The organism is Paraburkholderia elongata, from assembly GCF_013177735.1.
GTDB lineage: Bacteria > Pseudomonadota > Gammaproteobacteria > Burkholderiales > Burkholderiaceae > Paraburkholderia > Paraburkholderia elongata.
This window is the reverse complement of sequence record NZ_WOEZ01000074.1, coordinates 153128-170964: the sequence shown is the minus strand read 5'-3', so window position 1 is coordinate 170964 and position 17837 is coordinate 153128. Positions and strand designations below refer to the sequence as shown.

General features: G+C 60.4%; 14 protein-coding genes. 9 read left to right on the top strand and 5 right to left on the bottom strand.

Translation table 11 applies throughout. The annotated features are described in order from the left end of the window. The 3 genes from GNZ13_RS52300 to GNZ13_RS15385 all read left to right on the top strand — a co-directional run. A partial coding sequence (locus GNZ13_RS52300; protein ID WP_236002005.1) for a helix-turn-helix transcriptional regulator occupies positions 1-374 on the top strand: 374 nt, incomplete at its 5' end. Between the two features lie 615 nt (positions 375-989). Beyond that, a complete protein-coding gene (locus tag GNZ13_RS15390) occupies positions 990-1415 on the top strand; it encodes a DUF3830 family protein (RefSeq protein WP_054042606.1) in 426 nt (141 codons plus the stop codon). A gap of 783 nt (positions 1416-2198) precedes the next feature. Further along, positions 2199-6884: a beta strand repeat-containing protein gene (locus tag GNZ13_RS15385; RefSeq protein WP_172165727.1), complete on the top strand. Its 4686-nt coding sequence runs from the start codon at positions 2199-2201 to the stop codon at positions 6882-6884. A gap of 102 nt (positions 6885-6986) precedes the next feature. Here the strand turns inward: GNZ13_RS15385 and GNZ13_RS15380 are convergent, their stop codons facing one another. The 3 genes from GNZ13_RS15380 to shiA form a co-directional block, all read right to left on the bottom strand. Continuing rightward, entirely contained in the window at positions 6987-7115 is a 129-nt protein-coding gene (locus tag GNZ13_RS15380) for an MFS transporter small subunit (RefSeq protein ID WP_172165725.1), read from the bottom strand. A 10-nt stretch (positions 7116-7125) separates the two neighbouring features. Beyond that, on the bottom strand, positions 7126-8529 hold the full coding sequence (locus GNZ13_RS15375; RefSeq protein WP_172165723.1) for an L-lactate MFS transporter: 1404 nt from the start codon (positions 8527-8529) through the stop codon (positions 7126-7128). Between the two features lie 401 nt (positions 8530-8930). Beyond that, positions 8931-10259, bottom strand: a complete 1329-nt coding sequence (gene shiA / locus GNZ13_RS15370) for a shikimate transporter (RefSeq protein WP_172165720.1) — start codon at positions 10257-10259, stop codon at positions 8931-8933. A gap of 368 nt (positions 10260-10627) precedes the next feature. Here shiA and GNZ13_RS15365 point away from each other — a divergent pair, with 368 nt between their 5' ends. The 5 genes from GNZ13_RS15365 to GNZ13_RS15345 all read left to right on the top strand — a co-directional run bounded on the left by GNZ13_RS15365 (position 10628) and on the right by GNZ13_RS15345 (position 14667). Next, the gene (locus GNZ13_RS15365; RefSeq protein ID WP_172165717.1) at positions 10628-10852 is read left to right on the top strand and encodes a hypothetical protein; all 225 of its coding nucleotides are present in this window, start codon (positions 10628-10630) and stop codon (positions 10850-10852) included. After that, entirely contained in the window at positions 10830-11549 is a 720-nt protein-coding gene (locus GNZ13_RS15360) for a GntR family transcriptional regulator (protein ID WP_172165713.1), read from the top strand. The genes GNZ13_RS15365 and GNZ13_RS15360 overlap by 23 nt, the downstream gene beginning before the upstream one ends. Positions 11550-11956: 407 nt before the next feature. Next, the gene (gene frc / locus GNZ13_RS15355; protein ID WP_172165710.1) at positions 11957-13204 is read left to right on the top strand and encodes a formyl-CoA transferase; all 1248 of its coding nucleotides are present in this window, start codon (positions 11957-11959) and stop codon (positions 13202-13204) included. Between the two features lie 18 nt (positions 13205-13222). Beyond that, entirely contained in the window at positions 13223-14008 is a 786-nt protein-coding gene (locus GNZ13_RS15350) for a fumarylacetoacetate hydrolase family protein (protein ID WP_172165707.1), read from the top strand. Then, complete coding sequence (locus GNZ13_RS15345) at positions 14005-14667, top strand: NAD(P)(+) transhydrogenase (Re/Si-specific) subunit beta (RefSeq protein WP_172165705.1); 663 nt, start codon at positions 14005-14007, stop codon at positions 14665-14667. Before GNZ13_RS15350 ends, GNZ13_RS15345 begins: the two co-directional genes overlap by 4 nt. Positions 14668-14735: 68 nt before the next feature. Here the strand turns inward: GNZ13_RS15345 and GNZ13_RS15340 are convergent, their stop codons facing one another. Further along, on the bottom strand, positions 14736-15050 hold the full coding sequence (locus GNZ13_RS15340; RefSeq protein ID WP_172165703.1) for a hypothetical protein: 315 nt from the start codon (positions 15048-15050) through the stop codon (positions 14736-14738). Between the two features lie 96 nt (positions 15051-15146). Next, entirely contained in the window at positions 15147-16094 is a 948-nt protein-coding gene (locus GNZ13_RS15335; RefSeq protein ID WP_172165702.1) for a LysR family transcriptional regulator, read from the bottom strand. A 383-nt stretch (positions 16095-16477) separates the two neighbouring features. Between GNZ13_RS15335 and oxlT the strand changes: the two genes are divergently transcribed. After that, entirely contained in the window at positions 16478-17818 is a 1341-nt protein-coding gene (gene oxlT, locus GNZ13_RS15330) for an oxalate/formate MFS antiporter (RefSeq protein ID WP_172165701.1), read from the top strand. The last annotated feature ends 19 nt before the right edge of the window (positions 17819-17837 follow it).

The following is a 17837-nucleotide window of genomic DNA, read 5'->3' as shown; positions in this document are numbered from 1 at the left end:
CAGCGCCAGATACCCCACCGCCAGATAGTCCGCGAGCCTCGCACCACCGGGCAGCGTTGCTTCCGTTCTTGCCATCTTCAAGCTCTTCTTGTCGTTGCAGGCGCTTGAAAGTTAACACAAATTCGACATTGTTAACAGTATTGGGCTTAAGCAGCTTTCATTTTGCTCGTGTGTTCCGCCGCGAGACCGGAGAAACGCCTCACCAGTTCGTCACGCGCTTGCGACTCGAAGAAGCCGCGAGGCTGCTGCGCGCCACCGATCAGACGGTGCTGCAAGTCGCGATTACGGTCGGCTTCGAGAATGCCAGTCATTTCTCCGTGCAGTTCAAGCGTGGCTACGGAGTGACGCCGCTTGCCTACCGGCTGCGCGGCTGAGAGTCGGATTGCGCGGCTGGATCGTGTGGGCGGCTCACCCCGCCAGGCAATACCCGAGCGGCAGGCCGACGCTTGACGACATGCGAACGTTCGCCGCCCGCGATATGCTGTGCTGCTGTGCAGCGCGGGAGTGCCCGATTGCCACTTGGCACAGCGTATCGCGGCCGGCCGTGGTGGGTCGTCGAGGGCAAGGTTCAATGAAGCGCCGAAACGGCAATCACGCACCTTTCGCAGTTTGCTGTGCATTGCACGGCTTGCAAACTACGAAGTTTCGTGGCGCGGCGGGCGATGGACCTGGCACGTCCGGGCCCGGATGCTGTTCCGGCCGGTTTGCAGCCAGTGTGTTCTATATGTAGCGAAGCGAAAAACGGGGGCACCCGTTGTACCTGTTGGCTTGTAGAGGGTTGCGTCGGTTCGTGGCGGTTCGCCGTTGGGGCGCGGCGACCTGCTTCGTGCGTGGCAGCCGTCGCCACTGGATCAACTGGCCTGACCAGATGGACGGCAACTGTATCTGTCGAAGCCTTGCACCGATAGACAGAATGTTGCGCCTACAGCCTGGCCCCAGCCGGCGTCTGACCGACCTTCCACCCAACCCTTCATACCGGATACCTAGCGATGACCCGACTTCGAATCACCTCCTGCGGCCACGTCTTCACCGCCGAAACTCATCCCGACGCGCCACAAACAGTGGCCGCCTTTCTGAAGCTCCTGCCGTACCGCCAGAAGATCATCCACGTGCGCTGGAGCGGCGAGGGCTGCTGGGTCCCGCTGGGCGACTTCAAACTCGAAAACGACGGCGTGGCGGTCGGCTTCGAAAATCACACAAGCCATCCGTCGGTGGGCGACATCCTGTTCTACCCGGGCGGTTACAGCGAAACGGAGATCATTCTCGCGTACGGTTCGTGCTGCTTCGCGAGCAAGCTTGGCCAGCTTGCGGGTAATCACTTCCTGACAATCGTCGAAGGCAAGGAAAAGCTGCGCGAGCTCGGCACCAAGGTGCTGTGGGAGGGTGCGCAAGAGGTGTTGTTCGAGAAGATCTAGGCGGTTGCTGTGTTGGGCCCGCGTGGAGGTGATGTGCCGCGGGCCGATGGTCAGGGCGCTTTGTATGCGGCACTTCTAGCCGCGTAGCTCCTGGTCGCACCCGCGAACGCGCCGGTCGCTTCCCATGGCGGCTGATAATAGCGCCTGCGCGTCCACGTTCGAGGGCGCGCGCCCGGTCGCCGTAGTCATCCGAAGTGCTTGGTAAATTCCCGTCGTCGCACCGACACTGCGGACCGTTGCCACTAGCCGAAGCCCAAAATTACGCGGCATAGGAGCCGCAATCTCCCGCTGCCGGCGGGCAAAACCCACTCTGTGCTTAATGTGGCTTTTGTTTGGTTTTGGGCAGGTCCTATCCATTCGGCCAGGTCGAATTCCGCGTTAGCGTTCGATACACTTCTTTGAAGCATCTCCGATGCGCTATGACCTCGGCTCGAGCGAGCACGGCGCCACGTGGCAGCGTCCTACAGAACGACGAGCGTTTTCCATCCACGGGTAAAGCTCGCTTCGTTTACGGCGTCTCAATGAAATTTAGGAATTTTCGTATGTTTTATCTTCCCTGTTTAGCGTAAAACAGAGTTTTTTTAGCGTGAGTAGGCTAAAAATTCCTGTTCAGGTTTCGGCGAGAGCTAGGGAGTGTTTCGTTGCGCGGCAGGGTTTCAGGTGTTGGCGAGGTGTGAAAGGCTCTTAAATATTTTTCAGATTTCGAGTACGTATTTAGGAATCCATAAGAAATATCTGTCCTGTTTTAGGATGCGTTGTTCATATAAGAGGAAGGGATAAATCTTGAACCAGTCTTATAAAACTGTTTGGAATGCGTCTGCCGGCACGTTTGTAGCTGTTGCAGAGACCGCAAGAGGGCGCGGGAAGAAGTCGTCCGGGCGCGGTGCACGGAATGTGGCGCTGCTTGCTGCTGTGGCGGCGACCGGCATCGACGCGATCGTGAACGGCCAGGCGGCGCTCGCCTCAGACCTGCAGTCGTTTGCGGCAGACAGCCACGCAATGTCCGAGGGTTTCAACTCGGTGGCAGGGGGATCTAACGCCATTGCGGGCAACGACTATAGCGTGGCGCTGGGCTCCGGGTCGATCGCTGACCGCGTCAATACCGGTTCGGTCGGCTCGTATGGCGCAGAGCGGCAGATTACCAGCGTTGCGGCCGGCACTGCGGCGACCGGCTCGGTTAACGTCGGCCAGTTGAACCAGACAAACCAAAACGTGACAAACGTGGCGGGTAACCTGGCCAACGTAACCAACAACCTCGCCAACGTTACCAACACGGTTAGCAACGTCGTGAACAACGGCGGGGCGGATTCGCCTTTTGTGGCGTTTGGTGTGCCTACCGACAACGCTATGGGCGGTTCGAATCCTCGTACCGACACTGCGCCTGCCAATGCGGCCGCTCGTGGCAGTACCGCCGTCGGCCGTGGCTCTTTCGTTAATGCTTCGGCTACGCAAGGGACAGCGATTGGCGAGCTTGCCGAAGTCGACGGAGCCGGTGGAATTGCGCTCGGGACCGCAGCTGTGTCCGTGGCCCGGTTTTCAACAGCTTTGGGTGCGGCAAGCAGTGCTACTGGATTTAACTCGGTGGCGCTGGGTCAGCGGTCGGTGGCTGACCGTGATAACACGGTGTCGGTGGGCAGCAGCACGCTGCAGCGCCAAATCGCCAACGTGGCCGCAGGTACGCAGAATACCGATGCGGTCAATCTGGCCCAGATCAAGGCGATGGGCGCGAACGTGGACAACAGTGGCAACGTGTGGAGCAACTTCGTCGCGTACGATGACATGACGATGGGCAAGCTCACGTTGAAGGGTGCGAACGGCACGAAGATCACGGGTCTTGCCGCGGGCACAGTGGCAGCGGGCAGCACGGACGCGGTGAACGGCGCGCAGCTGTACAACACGGCCAACAGCGTGGCGGCAACACTGGGCGGTGGCACGGCGGTGAACAGGGATGGCACGATTTCGGCGCCGGGTTATGTGATCAGCGGAAGTACATACGCCAACGTGGGCGATGCACTGCAGGCGATCAACATTGTCGCCGGGGATCCGACCGACGCGTCGAAGTATGTCAAGGTGGTCTCGGTCGCGAGCGCGGCGACTGCGTCGGGCGGCGAAGCGGTCGCCATTGGCGGTAGTGCCTTTGCCAGTGGTAACGGCGCGGTTGCGATCGGTTCGCGCGCGGCAGCCGGGTACGCCAACTCGACGGCTATCGGTACGAACGCGATGACGTACGCTGCCAATACCGTGTCGGTGGGCAGCAGGGGGGCGGAGCGCCGCATTACCAATTTGGCAAGCGGCAGGGACATGACCGATGCGGCAACGGTCGGTCAGGTGTACGACATCCTGATTGGTACAAATTCATCAACGGCCAGCCAACTCAACGCGCTGCAGACGCAAGTCACGCAGAATGCGCAGCAAACGAGTGGTGTGAAGTCGATGCTGCTGGGCGCGCCATCGGTGACAAGCTATATTGCGGTGAGTGAGAACGTGACGCCAGGCGGTACGGCGACGACTACTTCGGGTGACATGAATGCGATGGCGATCGGTCCAGTGGCGGATGCAGAGGGCATCGATGCGCTGGCTGTGGGCGCGGGCGCGTATGCTGCCGCCAACGAGGCGACGGCGGTCGGATCGAGCGCCAATGCAAGGTCGCTGAACTCGACCGCGATTGGTGCGGGCGCGTCGGTCGGGGTCATGTCGGACAACTCGCTGGCGATTGGCTACAACGCTAACGTGGTCGCAACGAACGCGATGGCGATGGGCACGGGCGCCATTGTGCAGGAGAGCGGTGGCGTGGCGATTGGCTACAACGCGAAGATCCTCAAGGGCGCCACGAACTCGATGGCGTTTGGCGTCGGTGCGACGGCGAGCCAGGCGAATTCGATCGCGCTGGGTAACGACTCGGTCGCGGACCGGGTGAATGCGATTTCAGTGGGCAGCACTGCGCAGCGTCGCCAGATCATCAATGTCGCAGCCGGCACATTCGACTCCGACGCAGCGACGGTGGGTCAACTCAAGAGCGTGAACGCAGCACTTGGCGGCGGCGCAGCAATCAACCAGGACGGTTCGATCACCTCCCCGGCATACGTCATCGGCGGCACGACCTACAACGACGTCGGCGCGGCTTTGGCGTCGATTGCGACAGACAGCATAGCCGCCAGCGCCGACGCGCTTCAGTACGACACCGCGAAGCATGACGTGGCGACGCTTGGCAACGCCGGCACGCCCGTCAAGCTCACCAACGTTGCGGACGGCGCGCTGAACGCCGGCAGTTCTGACGCTGTCACCGGCGCGCAGATGTATGACACCAATCAGGCGGTCGAGAAAAATACTGCGGATATGGCCAGTATGACCACCAACATCGACAATGGCGCAATTGGACTGGTGCAGCAAGACTCGGTCTCGCGCGACCTGACCGTGGCGAAGGGCACGGACGGCAAACATGTCGACTTCACCGGAACTGCAGGCTCGCGCGAGTTGCTCGGGGTGGCAGCTGGCACAACCGCGGGTTCCGCGGTCAATCTCGGTCAGATCAGTCCGGTCGTCTCATCGCTTGGCGGTGGGGCTACCGTCAATGCCGACGGTTCGGTAACCAGGCCCACCTACCATGTACAAGCTGGCACCCAAACCACGGTGGGCGGCGCGCTCAGTTCGCTCGACACCAACCTGTCGCTGCTCCAGACGCAGATCAACGCTGGCGGTATCGGATTGGTCACGCAGGATCCGGTTTCTCATGACCTTCTTGTCGGCGCAGCAACCGACGGCATGCACGTCAACATGGCCGGCACCAGCGGTAACCGTGCGATATCCGGTGTGGCGCCCGGTGCGATCAACGCCATCAGCGATCAGGCGGTAAACGGTTCGCAACTGTTCGCGACCAACGAGGCGGTGGCGCAGAACGCCAGCGATATCGCCGCCAACACCGGCAGCATCACCAACCTCGATCAGCGCGTCACAGACAACACCACCCAGATCACTAATCTCGACGCGCGCACCACAACTATCGAAGGAGATGTGAGCAACATCACGAATCAGATCACGAACGGCGAGATCGGCCTTGTCCAGCAGGATCAGACGTCGCGCAATCTCACGGTCGCCAAAGATACCGACGGCGCCAGCGTCGATTTCACCGGCACTAGCGGCGTACGCGAACTGACGGGTATCGCAGCGGGCACCACGGATACGTCCGCGGTCAATGTCGGTCAGATCAAACCCATGGTGACCGCACTCGGCGGCGGCGCACAAATCAATGCCGACGGTTCGCTGACCGGTCCCACATACCACCTGCAGGGAGCCACGCAAACCACTGTCGGCGACGCACTCGGCTCGCTCGACACCGGCCTCACCACCTTGCAGCAAAACATGGAGACCGGCGGGATCGGCATCGTCACGCAAGATCCCGTGTCGCGCACTATCAACGTCGGCGCGACGACGGACGGCAGTCTGATCAACCTGGCCGGCACGTCGGGCAACCGGGTGCTCACCGGTGTGGCGCCAGGTGCTGTCAACGCCGCCAGTACGGACGCTGTTAACGGGTCGCAGCTCTACACGCACGCGGCGAGCACGGCGGTGGCGCTCGGCGGCGGCTCGACGGTCAATCCGGACGGTTCGGTGACTGCGCCGTCGTACAACGTCGGCGGCACGGTCGTAAGCAACGTCGGCAGCGCGATCACCAATCTGGATGGCCGCGTGACGCAGAACACCAGTGATATTGCCGGACTGCAAACCACGATCGGCAACATCAGCGGGTCGGTGGCGAATGCGCTCCAGTACGACAGTTCCGCACACGACAAGGTCACGCTTGGCGGCACGGCAGCCAATGCGCCGAAGGTCACGCTCACCAACCTGCAGGATGGCGAAGTATCGGCCACCAGCACCGATGCGGTCACCGGCGCGCAACTCTGGAACACCAATCAGCAGATTGGCAACCTCGGCCAGCAGATCGGAGACCTCGGTCAGTCTGTGAAGAACACTCAGGTCACCGGCAGCTCATATGTCGCCGTCAACAGCACAGGCAATGCGGCGCAGGCGATCGGCAACGGTACCGTGGCGATCGGCGGCGGCGCAAAAGCGAGTGCGCCGAACTCGGTTGCGATTGGCGAAGGCTCGGTTGCCGATCAGTCGAACACGGTTTCGGTCGGTTCGACCGGCAACGAGCGCCGCATCACCAACGTCGCGGCGGGGCAGGCGCCCGGCGACGCCGTGAACATGCAGCAGTTCCAGGGCGGCATGAACGATATCGCGCGCAATGCGTATTCGGGCACGGCGTCGGCTATTGCGTTGACTATGGTTCCGGAGGTCGATGCGAACAAGAACCTCGCGATCGGTGTCGGGACAGCCGGCTATAAGGGTTATCAGGCGGTCGCAGTGGGCTTGTCGGCGCGTGTCACGCAGAGCCTGAAAGTGAAACTCGGCGCTGGCATCAGTTCTGCCGCGACAACAGTCGGCGCCGGTGCGGCGTACCAGTGGTAGCCGGGGAAAGGAGGGTAGCAAAGTAGGAGAGCGCGCGCGGTTCGCGCGCGCGTCGGCAAGCCTGTACCGGCACCCCGCACAGTGCGGGGTGCCGTTCAACACTTACTTGAACAGCTTCATCGCTTGCGAGAGCGTATTGATCACGCCCCATGCCAGCGGCAGCGTTACATAGAGCCAGAAGACGGCGAGCTTGACCTTGTTGGTCGGATGAACGGCTTGAATGGTCGACATGCGAGTCTCGTTAGGCGCCTTTGGCGAGTTGTGCGTCAGTCATGTGGTGTTTGTCGTCGACACGCTTGACCAGCAGGTTGCAGACGAAGCCGATCACCAGCAGCACGACCATGATGTGGATCGTCATCGTGTAGGCATCCGCCTTTGCGACGCCGTGCGCCACTTCATATGCGCGGATGTAATTCACCAGCACGGGACCTGCAACACCTGCCGCGGCCCAGGCGGTCAGCAGGCGGCCGTGAATGCCGCCGACGAACGCAGTGCCGAACATGTCCGCGAGATACGCGGGCACCGTCGAGAAGCCGCCGCCGTACATTGACAGGATCACGCAGTATGCGAGCACGAACAGGGCGATCTGGCCGGAAGCGGCGAAGCCGGGCACGAGGTAGTACAGCACGGCGCCGAGTGCGAAGAAAATGAAGTAGGTGTTCTTGCGGCCGATCCAGTCCGAAGCCGAGGCCCACACGAAACGGCCACCCATGTTGAACAGCGACAGCAGGCCGACGAAACCAGCCGCCGCGGCGGCCGTCACGGTGTCCTTGAAGCTCTCCTGAATCATCACCGAAGCCTGGCCCAGAATGCCGATGCCGGCCGTCACGTTGAGGAACAGCACCAGCCAGATCAGATAGAACTGCGGCGTCTTCAACGCCTGATCGATGTGCACGTGGTTGCGCGAAATCATCTTCTTCTGGTTCGTTGCGGGCGGCGTCCAGCCGGCCGGCTTCCAGTCTGCCGGCGGCACGCGAATCGCGAGCGCACCGATCGCCATCGAGATGAAGTACGCAATGCCGAGCACAACGAAAGTCTCGGCTACACCGATGCTCGTCGCGCTGCGGAAGTGGTTCATCAACGCCACCGACAAAGGCGCGGCAATCATCGCGCCGCCGCCGAAGCCCATGATCGCCATGCCGGTCGCCATGCCGCGACGGTCCGGGAACCAGCGGATCAACGTCGACACCGGCGACACGTAACCGAGGCCGAGTCCGATCCCGCCGATCACGCCGTATCCGAGATAGAGCAGCGCGATCTGATGCAGATGCACGCCGAGCGCGGAAACCAGGAAGCCGCCGCCGAAGCAGCACGCGGCGGTGAACATCGTGCGGCGCGGGCCGACTTGCTCGAGCCACTTGCCAGCAAACGCGGCTGACAAACCCAGGAACACGATCGCCAGCGAAAAGATCCAGCCGAGCGAGGTCAGCGACCAGTCGTCAGCGGCGGATTGCGTAATGCCGATGACCTTGGTCAGCGGACCGTTGAACACGGAGAAGGCGTACGCCTGGCCGATACAGAGGTGAACGGCGAGGGCCGCGGGCGGAACCATCCAGCGCGAAAACCCCGGTTTCGCAACGGTGGCCTGTTTGGAAAAGAATGGGGCAGAACCTGAATGCCCGTTCGGCTCGGTGATGCTGCTCATGGTCGGTCTCCGGTGAGGAATTCTTTGTTATCGGCGCTTCATACACAATGCTTTAGTGTCCCTGCGTAAAAATTGCAGGTCGATAAGTCATCGATATATGTATTAGAATCTCATATGAGATGGGCAGAAATCGATATGAAACCCGCTTCGACGAACGATAGAGCGTGAATTTGGCCTTTGCAATATGAGATAAAAATGCATAAGGCATTAGCCTGATGAAATACGACCGCAATCTGTCGAATTGCGGCAACGCGGCATAAAGCCTTGGGATGGACTACCGGATGCGGGGGAGTTGGACGCCGGAATCGGCAAAAAGGCGGAGATAAGAGGCAAGTGGGCCGGCATTGGCACCTTCGCCAAGCCGGCCCGCCGCATAGTCAACGGTGAAAATCAGGCAAGAATCAGTCGACTGTGCGCCCGGTCTTCATCTTCGCCGCCACCAGCACCGAGATCAGGCAGCCGATTGCCAGATAAGCAGCCACCGGGTGCCACGAGCCGCCGGCAAAGCTGACCAGCGCCACTGCGATAAACGGCGTGAAGCCGCCGCCGACCACGCTTGCCACCTGATAACCGACTCCGGCGCCGCTGTAGCGATACTCGGTGCCGAACAGTTCGGTGAACATGGGTTGCTGCACGCTCACAACCATGTCGTGGGCGACGTTGGCGAGCATGACCGCGAAGATCACGATCCACACCGTCGAGCGTGCCTCGAGAGCGAGAAAGAACGGCACCGCGCTGAACATGCCGACCAGTGCGCCGACGATATACACGCGCCGGCGGCCGAAACGGTCCGCAAGCCAAGCGAAACAAGGAATCGTCACGCAGCTCACCGCGCCGACCAGCAGGCCGATCGTGAGGAAGAACTCGCGCGGCATATGCAGATTTGCCGTCGAGTAATTCAGTGCGAACGCCGTCACGATATACATCGTGAACAACTCGGCAAGGCGCAGCGCGATGATCAGCAGGAAAGCCTTGGGGTGCTTCAGCAATGCCTCGACGATCGGCAGCCGCACGCTGCGTTCACCGTGCTCGCCGACCTTCTCGACGAACTCCTTCGATTCTTCCATGCTCGAGCGGATCCACAGCGCGATCAGCACCAGCACCACACTGAACAGAAAGGGCAGGCGCCAGCCCCAGCTCAGGAACGACGCGTTGTCCATCGAGCGGCTGATGATCGCGACCAGGCCAGTCGAGAGCACGAGACCCACGCCATAGCCGACCTGCACGCCGCTGCTGTAGAACGCCTTTTTCTTCTCCGGCGCGCTTTCGACCGCCATCAACGCCGCGCCGCCCCATTCGCCGCCGACCGCGAAGCCCTGGATCGCGCGCAACGTCACGAGCAGCACCGGCGCCCACCAGCCGATACTGGAGAAGGCCGGCAGCAGGCCGATCGCCGCGGTAGAGAGACCCATCATCATCACCGTAAGGACCAGCATGCGCTTGCGTCCAAGCCGGTCGCCGTAGTGGCCGAACACGAAGCCGCCGAGCGGCCGAAACAGAAAGCCGACGCCGAAGGTTGCGAATGCAGCGAGCGTGCCCATCGCCGGGCTGACCTTCGGGAAGAACTCGGCATTGAAGACGAGCGCGGCGACGATGCCGTAGAGCAGAAAGTCGTACCAATCGACCACGGCGCCAACGAAGCTGCCAAGCGCCGCCTTACTGGCCTGGCTGCGCGCCGTGCGGTTGTCGGCGGTGGCCGTTTTAGGCACTTTTGGGATGGTGATACTCATGACGGTGTCTCCTTCGGATTCTCGGGGTGCTGTCTGGAAGCGCGCGGCAGATATGGGGCAGTGGCCGCTGCGGGCCCATCACAGGATTCCCCGAAGGTTAATGATGAGAAGCCTTTCCCACAATCCGCATTCGAGTGAAATTGCGCGATCATCGAACGCGGCTGCGCGCATAGCGCGCGTTTTGCGCGTTTACACTGAGCTTCGCCTGTTTCGAAAAGGAGAGGAACCGCCCGCCGGTCGCTCGTGCTACCTTGAGCATGCAATCCTAAAAACAACATCGACTGATATACTACATACTGAATATTGATTTTTGCGGCGTTGCAGCATATGATTGAGTCATCTATTCACTCAATCATTCGGAGTTACAAATGGAATTTATTCCTCTCGCGCTGCTTGCCGTTGCTGTCGTGGGTTTAGGCTCTGCCGCCACCGTCCTGCTGACCCGCTGGATCCCGCAGCCGGTTGCGCAGCTTGCAGCGCAACATGGCCGGTTCATCGGCCTGGGCGAGCAAGACGGCGGAATGGCTGCGGCGGTGCCGTATCGTGCGCATGTTCAACAAGAGGCGATGAATGTCGTCAGAATTTCAAACTGAAGCAGTGGCCACACCCTTGATGTTGTCATTGCAGCCGATCGGCGCGAGCGCGAGCTTGCGCGATCAGGCGTATGCCATGCTCCGCCAGGCCATTGCCGACGCGGATATCTATCAGACTCATGAAGAAATCCGCCTCGACGAGCGCGTGCTGAGCGAATCGCTGGGCGTGAGCCGCACGCCGGTGCGCGAGGCGATGACGCTGCTCGAACAGGAAGGTTTTCTGCGCATGGTGCCGCGGCGCGGCATCTACATCGTGCGCAAGAGCAAGCGTGAGATCGTCGAAATGATCCAGATGTGGGCCGCGCTCGAAAGCATGGCGGCGCGCCTAGCCACGCTGCACGCCACGGACGAGGAAATCGCCCGCCTGCGCCACATGTTCGACAATTTCCGCGACGCCACGCCGGCTGAGCACATCGCCGAGTATTCGGACGCCAACATCGCGTTTCATCAGGCGATCGTCGAGTTGTCGAAGTCGCAGATCATTCTCGACACGATCAAGAACATCTTCATCCACGTGCGGGCGATCCGCCGCATGACCATTTCGCAAAGCGACCGCGCGTCGCGTTCGATCGTCGACCATCTGCGCATTATTGAGGCGCTGGAGCAGCGCGATACTGAACTGGCTGAACGGCTGACGCGCCAGCATTCGCTCGATCTGGCGGCGTTTGTCGAAGCAAATTGCGATTTTCTGGATTGACGGCGACTTAGGCGCCGGGTTGGCGCTACGGATGGAAAAGGCCTGCGGTGATGTCATCACCGCAGGCTTTTTTTTAGCTGTCGTCTTGCAGTGCGGGTTAAGCCCGCTTGACGGTCTTTAAAATATGGTATGTGATATATCAAACCTGATCGCAGATGGCCATAACTTAGTGTTTTCCCTAGGGTGAGCGTCCGCAAGCATGGGCATTTGCCCACAGCGCAGACCACCAGGCAGCCATTCAATGTGGACATTCTGGGAACAGTCGCATCGAAAACTTAACTTTGACCGCATGTGATATATCACATGCGGTATGTATCGGGGCGAGAGATCCGCGCAAGCGGACGTTATCGAAGCGGGCGCGTCGGTCGATAACCGTTGCACACAACTGACTGAACAGGAGACATGACATGAGCAAAGCACTCGACGGCGTGCGCATTCTCGATTTCACGCATGTGCAATCGGGCCCGACCTGCACGCAGTTGCTCGCGTGGTTCGGCGCGGATGTGATCAAGGTGGAGCGGGCCGGTGCCGGCGACATCACGCGTGAGCAACTGCGGGATATTCCCGACGTGGACAGCTTGTACTTCACGATGCTCAATCACAACAAGCGCTCGGTCACGATCGACACCAAGAACCCGGAAGGCAAGCTGGTTCTCGAGGCGCTGATCCAGAAGTGCGACGTGCTGGTGGAGAATTTCGCGCCGGGCGCGCTCGACCGGATGGGCTTCACGTGGGAGCGGATTCAGGAATTGAATCCGCGCATGATCGTGGCTTCGGTGAAGGGTTTCGGCCCTGGTCCTTACGAGGATTGCAAGGTCTACGAGAACGTCGCGCAATGCGCGGGCGGTGCGGCCTCGACCACTGGTTTCGACGATGGCCCGCCCGTGGTGAGCGGCGCGCAAATCGGCGACAGCGGTACGGGTTTACATCTGGCGCTAGGCATTGTCACTGCACTGTATCAACGCACGCAAACCGGGCGCGGTCAGAAGGTGCTCGCCGCGATGCAGGACGGCGTGCTCAACCTGTGCCGCGTGAAGTTGCGTGACCAACAGCGGCTCGAACGCACCGGCACGATGAAAGAGTATCCGCAATATCCGAACGGGACGTTCGGTGAAGCGGTGCCGCGTGCGGGGAATGCTTCGGGCGGTGGTCAGCCAGGCTGGATTCTGAAGTGCAAGGGCTGGGAGACGGATCCGAATGCGTATATCTACTTCATCACGCAGGCGCCGGTGTGGGCGAAGATCTGCAACGTGATCGGCAAGGAAGAATGGGCCACCGATCCGAACTACGCCACACCGGCCGCGCGCTTGCCGCATCTGAAGGACATCTTTGGCGAGATCGAGCGCTGGACCATGACCAAGACCAAGTTCGAGGCCATGCAGATTCTGAACAAATACGACATACCTTGCGGGCCGATTCTCTCGATGAAGGAAATTGCCGAAGAGCCGTCGCTGCGCAAAACCGGCACGATTGTCGAAGTGGATCATCCAACCCGCGGCAAGTACTTGACGGTTGGTAATCCTATCAAACTGTCGGACAGCCCGACCGAAGTCAAGCGCTCGCCGCTGCTGGGTGAGCACACTGACGAGGTGATGGCCGAACTCGGCTACTCGCACGAACAGATCAGCGCATTTCGGACCGCCGGCGCGATTTGAGACATCAAGGAGCGACGTATGGATACGTGGATGCGTTTCATGTCGAGCGACGGTGGCGTCGTGTTCGGCCGGGTGGAAGGTGGCTATCTGCACGAGTATGAAAGTCTCGATCAACCGGTGCCGACTGGCGTTGTGTTGTCGACACGTGCACTCACGCCGCTCGCGCCTTGTGCGCCCGGCAAGATCGTTGCGTTGTGGAATAACTATCACGCGCTTGCGGCGAAGCTCGACAAGCCTGTGCCTGCGCATCCGCTATTTCTTCTGAAGCCGGCGGGATCGGTGATCGGCTCGGGTGAACCGGTCCAGCGGCCGCTCAGCTACGCGGGCAAGATCGTCTACGAAGGCGAACTCGGCATTGTGATCGGGCGGCGCTGTCGCGATGCGAGTGCTGAAGAGGCTGCGAAATCTATCTTCGGCTACACGCTGGTCAACGATGTGACCGCAGCCGACCTGCTGAACGAGAATCCCCACTTCCCGCAATGGTGCCGCGCAAAGGGCTTCGATACGTTCTGCTGTATCGGACCCTCGATCGTCTCCGGTTTCGACTGGCGCACTGCGCGTCTCGTGACGACGCTCGACGGTGTGGAGCGGCAGAACTATCCGCTCGCCGATATGGTGTTTTCGCCTGCCGAGCAGGTGCGTCTGATTTCACAGGACTTGACGCTCGAGCCGGGCGATGTGATTGCGTGCGGCACGTCGGTGGGCGTTGGATCGATCAAGGACGGTGCGACCGTGACGATCACGGTCGAAGGGATCGGCACGCTAAGCAATACGTTGGCCGCTGCGTGTGAGCTAGCGATATGACACGACGGCCCAGGCTCGTTGCGTTGCTTGGCAGCGCCATGGGGCTCGCAGTCATGTTGGGCGGGTTTGCTTGCTACCTTTCGGCGAAGGCGCAGGCGAATGTCGAGCGTATCGAACTCTATGCCGCGGTCTTCATCGGTGCACTGGTTTTCGCCACATCCGCAATCGCGTTCTGCACACTGCGCGGCACGTTGGACCTGAGCGCGGCGGCGCGTCCGGGCCACGGCATTGTCAATGTGTCGGCGCTGCTGCTGTGTGGATGGCTTGGCTACGGCTTCGTCACTGAACAGGCGCAGCCGCTCGGGCTCGCTGCGCTGCTTGCGATGAGCGTGCTGGCCGCTGCGCTAGGCACGCATTTGATGACGAACCGCGCATACCCCAACAATCCCGGCGCCCACGTGTTGGCAGGATGCTGTCACGCGCGCCGTCACACCCGCTGTTACACATTAAAGCTCAAGCGGCAAAGACTACTGGCGCGCATCGAATGGCACGGTGGCGAAGAGCAAACATGGGCGCTGCGTGAGATAGCGCCCGGCATGGTGCGCGCGGCAGCATACCGGCACCGCCGCGGCTTGAATAACACTGGGAACACGAGCGCACAAAAGCGCGGCTTTGTCCGCCAACGCGCCACTCACCGCGCGATGTGCCGTCAAAGATGAATGCACGGATGCGTCGAGAGGAAAACGCGGAAAGCCGGGCGAATGGCGTGACCGTTCCGCCGAAGCACTTATTCGTTGGCTTCACCCGATGCCGCGAACTCGCTGTAATACCAGGCCTTCTTGCTCAGGATCATCTGGGCAAGAAACTCGGCTTCGTATGCCCTGTGAAGATGCGCGTGGAATCGCTCTATGTAAGCAGTAATGCGTGCCGCTTCACTGTTGAATTCCTTCAGCACCTCGAGTGTGGCCTGGTCCCAGCGGAACCGCAGGCCAAGGTCGCTGAAGGCTGCGTTGTACGCGCTCAGATGGGCGTCGTCGGGGCGGTCCACGATAGCGCGTGCAGTACGCGTGCTGGTATGGGACTCAACCGAAGCGTGATTCATGATCGGCCTCCTTGGCTGACAAGTAAGGGAACTCACTTGCAGCATAGGGATACTGATCAATCGGCAATAGTTAAAGTTTTAATGGCTTGCCATAACTTATTGCTTATAGACGCTCAATTCCTTCACCCGCGTGATTTTCTCGATGAGACTCGCGCCTTCCTCCATCAGGAAGCGTTTGAACGCGACTGCAACTGGCGGCAGGCGCTTGTTCTTCCGATGCACGACGTACCAGTTGAGCATGACTGGAAAGCCCTCGACGTCGAGCACGACCAGATGGCCGAGCTGCAACTCGAGACTGATCGTATGCGCGGACAGGAAGGCGATGCCCATGCCGGCGATCACGGCCTGCTTGATCGTCTCGGTGCTCTTGATCTCCATGGCGATCTTGAGATTGGAGAGACGGCCGGCGAAGCCTTCCTCCATCGAATTCCATGTGTCCGAGCCGCGTTCGCGCACGATAAAGGCCTCGCTCGCCAACTGGCTCATCTTGATGTTGCGTTTGTGCGCGAGCGGATGCGTGGGCGCCGCCACGATCACGTAAGGGTGCGGCGCGAACGGCTCGTTGGTCGCGTCAGTTTCGTGCGGCGGGCGCACCATCACCGCGAGATCGGTCTGGTTGGTCGCGAGTTGGTGCAACAGTTCCGCGCGATTGTGCACCGCGAGATTGAGCTCGACGCCCGAGTAGCGCCGCGTGAATTCAGCCAGCAGGCGCGGAAAGAAGTAGTCGCCGGCGCTGATCACCGCGACGTTCAGCTTGCCGCCGGAGACGCCCTTGAGCTGACCCATCGCCTCGTCGACTTCGTGGAACTGCTGAATGATCGCGCGGCTGTAGTGAAGCATCTCGGTGCCGGCCGGCGTCAGATAGATTTTTTTGCCGAGCTGCTCGAACAGCGGCAGCCCCGCGTGTTCCTCGAGTTGCCGGACCTGGGTGGAGACGGCGGGCTGTGTCAGATGCAATTCTTCCGCGGCGCGCGAGAAGCTCAGGTGGCGCGCCACTGTTTCAAAGACCTTCAGTTGCCGCAGAGTGGCATTGCGCATCGTCATGGCCAATGTATAAGCAAACGTGAATCAACATAGTAACAAACTTTAATTATTAGTAATTCAGCAATGACCCTAGCATGGGTCTGTATAAGAAGCGGAATTGTTGGCGCAGTACTCGGCGCGACACTCGGGTTAACGCTTGGATTCGAGGCGCCGCGCGGGCGGCGGCGAAAAGTCGAGACAATGCCGACGCTTAATTGATCGGAATAAAGAACTGGCCTGTAAAGCAATGATTCAAGCAAGACAGTTTTTAAATAATGCAAATTAAGACGAAAATATTAAATATTCCCGAATGGCAGGGATATTCGGGTCATAACGATAAGGTGAGACGCATACAGTGCGGCGCGACGGCCGGTCGCACTACATAAATAGCGGAGACAAGGTTCATGGACGATATCACTCGGCAGACCACGGCTCGCGTATTCTGGGCGAACCGTTGGTGGCAGCTCGTCATCGGCATGATGTGCATGGCCTTGGTGGCCAATCTGCAATACGCATGGACGTTGTTCGTCACGCCGATGAATACGCGGCATCACTGGGGTGAAGCATCCATTCAACTCGCCTTCGCTATCTTCATTCTCACTGAAACGTGGCTCGTGCCGGTAGAGGGCTGGCTGGTCGACAAGTTCGGTCCGCGCCCGGTGGTTGCCGGCGGTGCGGTATGCGCTGGTCTCGCGTGGGTCATCAATTCGTATGCGACCACCTTGCCGATGCTGTACGTGTCGGCGGTCATTGCCGGAATCGGTGCGGGCGGTGTGTACGGTACGTGTGTCGGCAATGCGTTGAAGTGGTTTCCGGATCGCCGCGGTCTTGCGGCCGGCCTGACTGCAGCAGGTTTTGGCGCCGGCGCGGCTGTCACCGTTATTCCGATTGCCAACATGATCACGCGCTCGGGCTACGAGCACACCTTCTTTTTCTTCGGCATCCTGCAGGGTGGTTGCATACTCGCGCTCGCGTTGCTGTTGAAGAAGCCGAATTTGCGCCAGCAAGCCGCACCGAAGAAGAAGTTCGCGGTCACCAAGGTCGATTTCACGCCGGGGCAGATGATCAAGACGCCGGTGTTCTGGGTGATCTACGTATCGTTTGTCGCGGTGGCGGCGGGCGGCTTGATGGCGACCGCGCAAATCGGTCCGATTGCGAAAGACTGGGGGCTCGCACGCATCCCGATGACGATCTTCGGCATGACCCTGCCGCTGCTCACTGCCACGCTTTCCATCGACAATATCTGCAACGGCTTTACCCGTCCGCTGTGCGGTTTCATCTCCGACAAACTCGGCCGTGAAAACACGATGTTCGTGATCTTCATCGGCGAAGGCCTCGCATTGCTCGGCCTCATGCAGTACGGCAGCAACCCGTATGCGTTCATGACGTTCGCCGCGTTGATCTTTCTGTTCTGGGGCGAAATTTTCTCGATCTTTCCGGCGATTTGTGCCGACACTTTCGGCAGCAAATATGCGACGGCCAATGCGGGCACGCTTTACACCGCGAAGGGCACGGCGTCGCTGCTGGTGCCGATTGCTTCGGTACTGTCGGCCACAGGCGGTTGGACTCTCGTCTTTATCGTCTCCGCCGCCGTCACGATCGTCGCGGGCATCTCGGCGAAGTTCATTCTTGCGCCAATGCGTTCGCGCTGGATCGAAGCGCACAACGAGCCCCAGGGCGTGCTGGCCGTTGCCGGCAGCAAGGCCTCGCGGCTTAGCCACTGGCCTGAGCAGACAGGGGAATAGGGTGGCCGGCCCACACCCG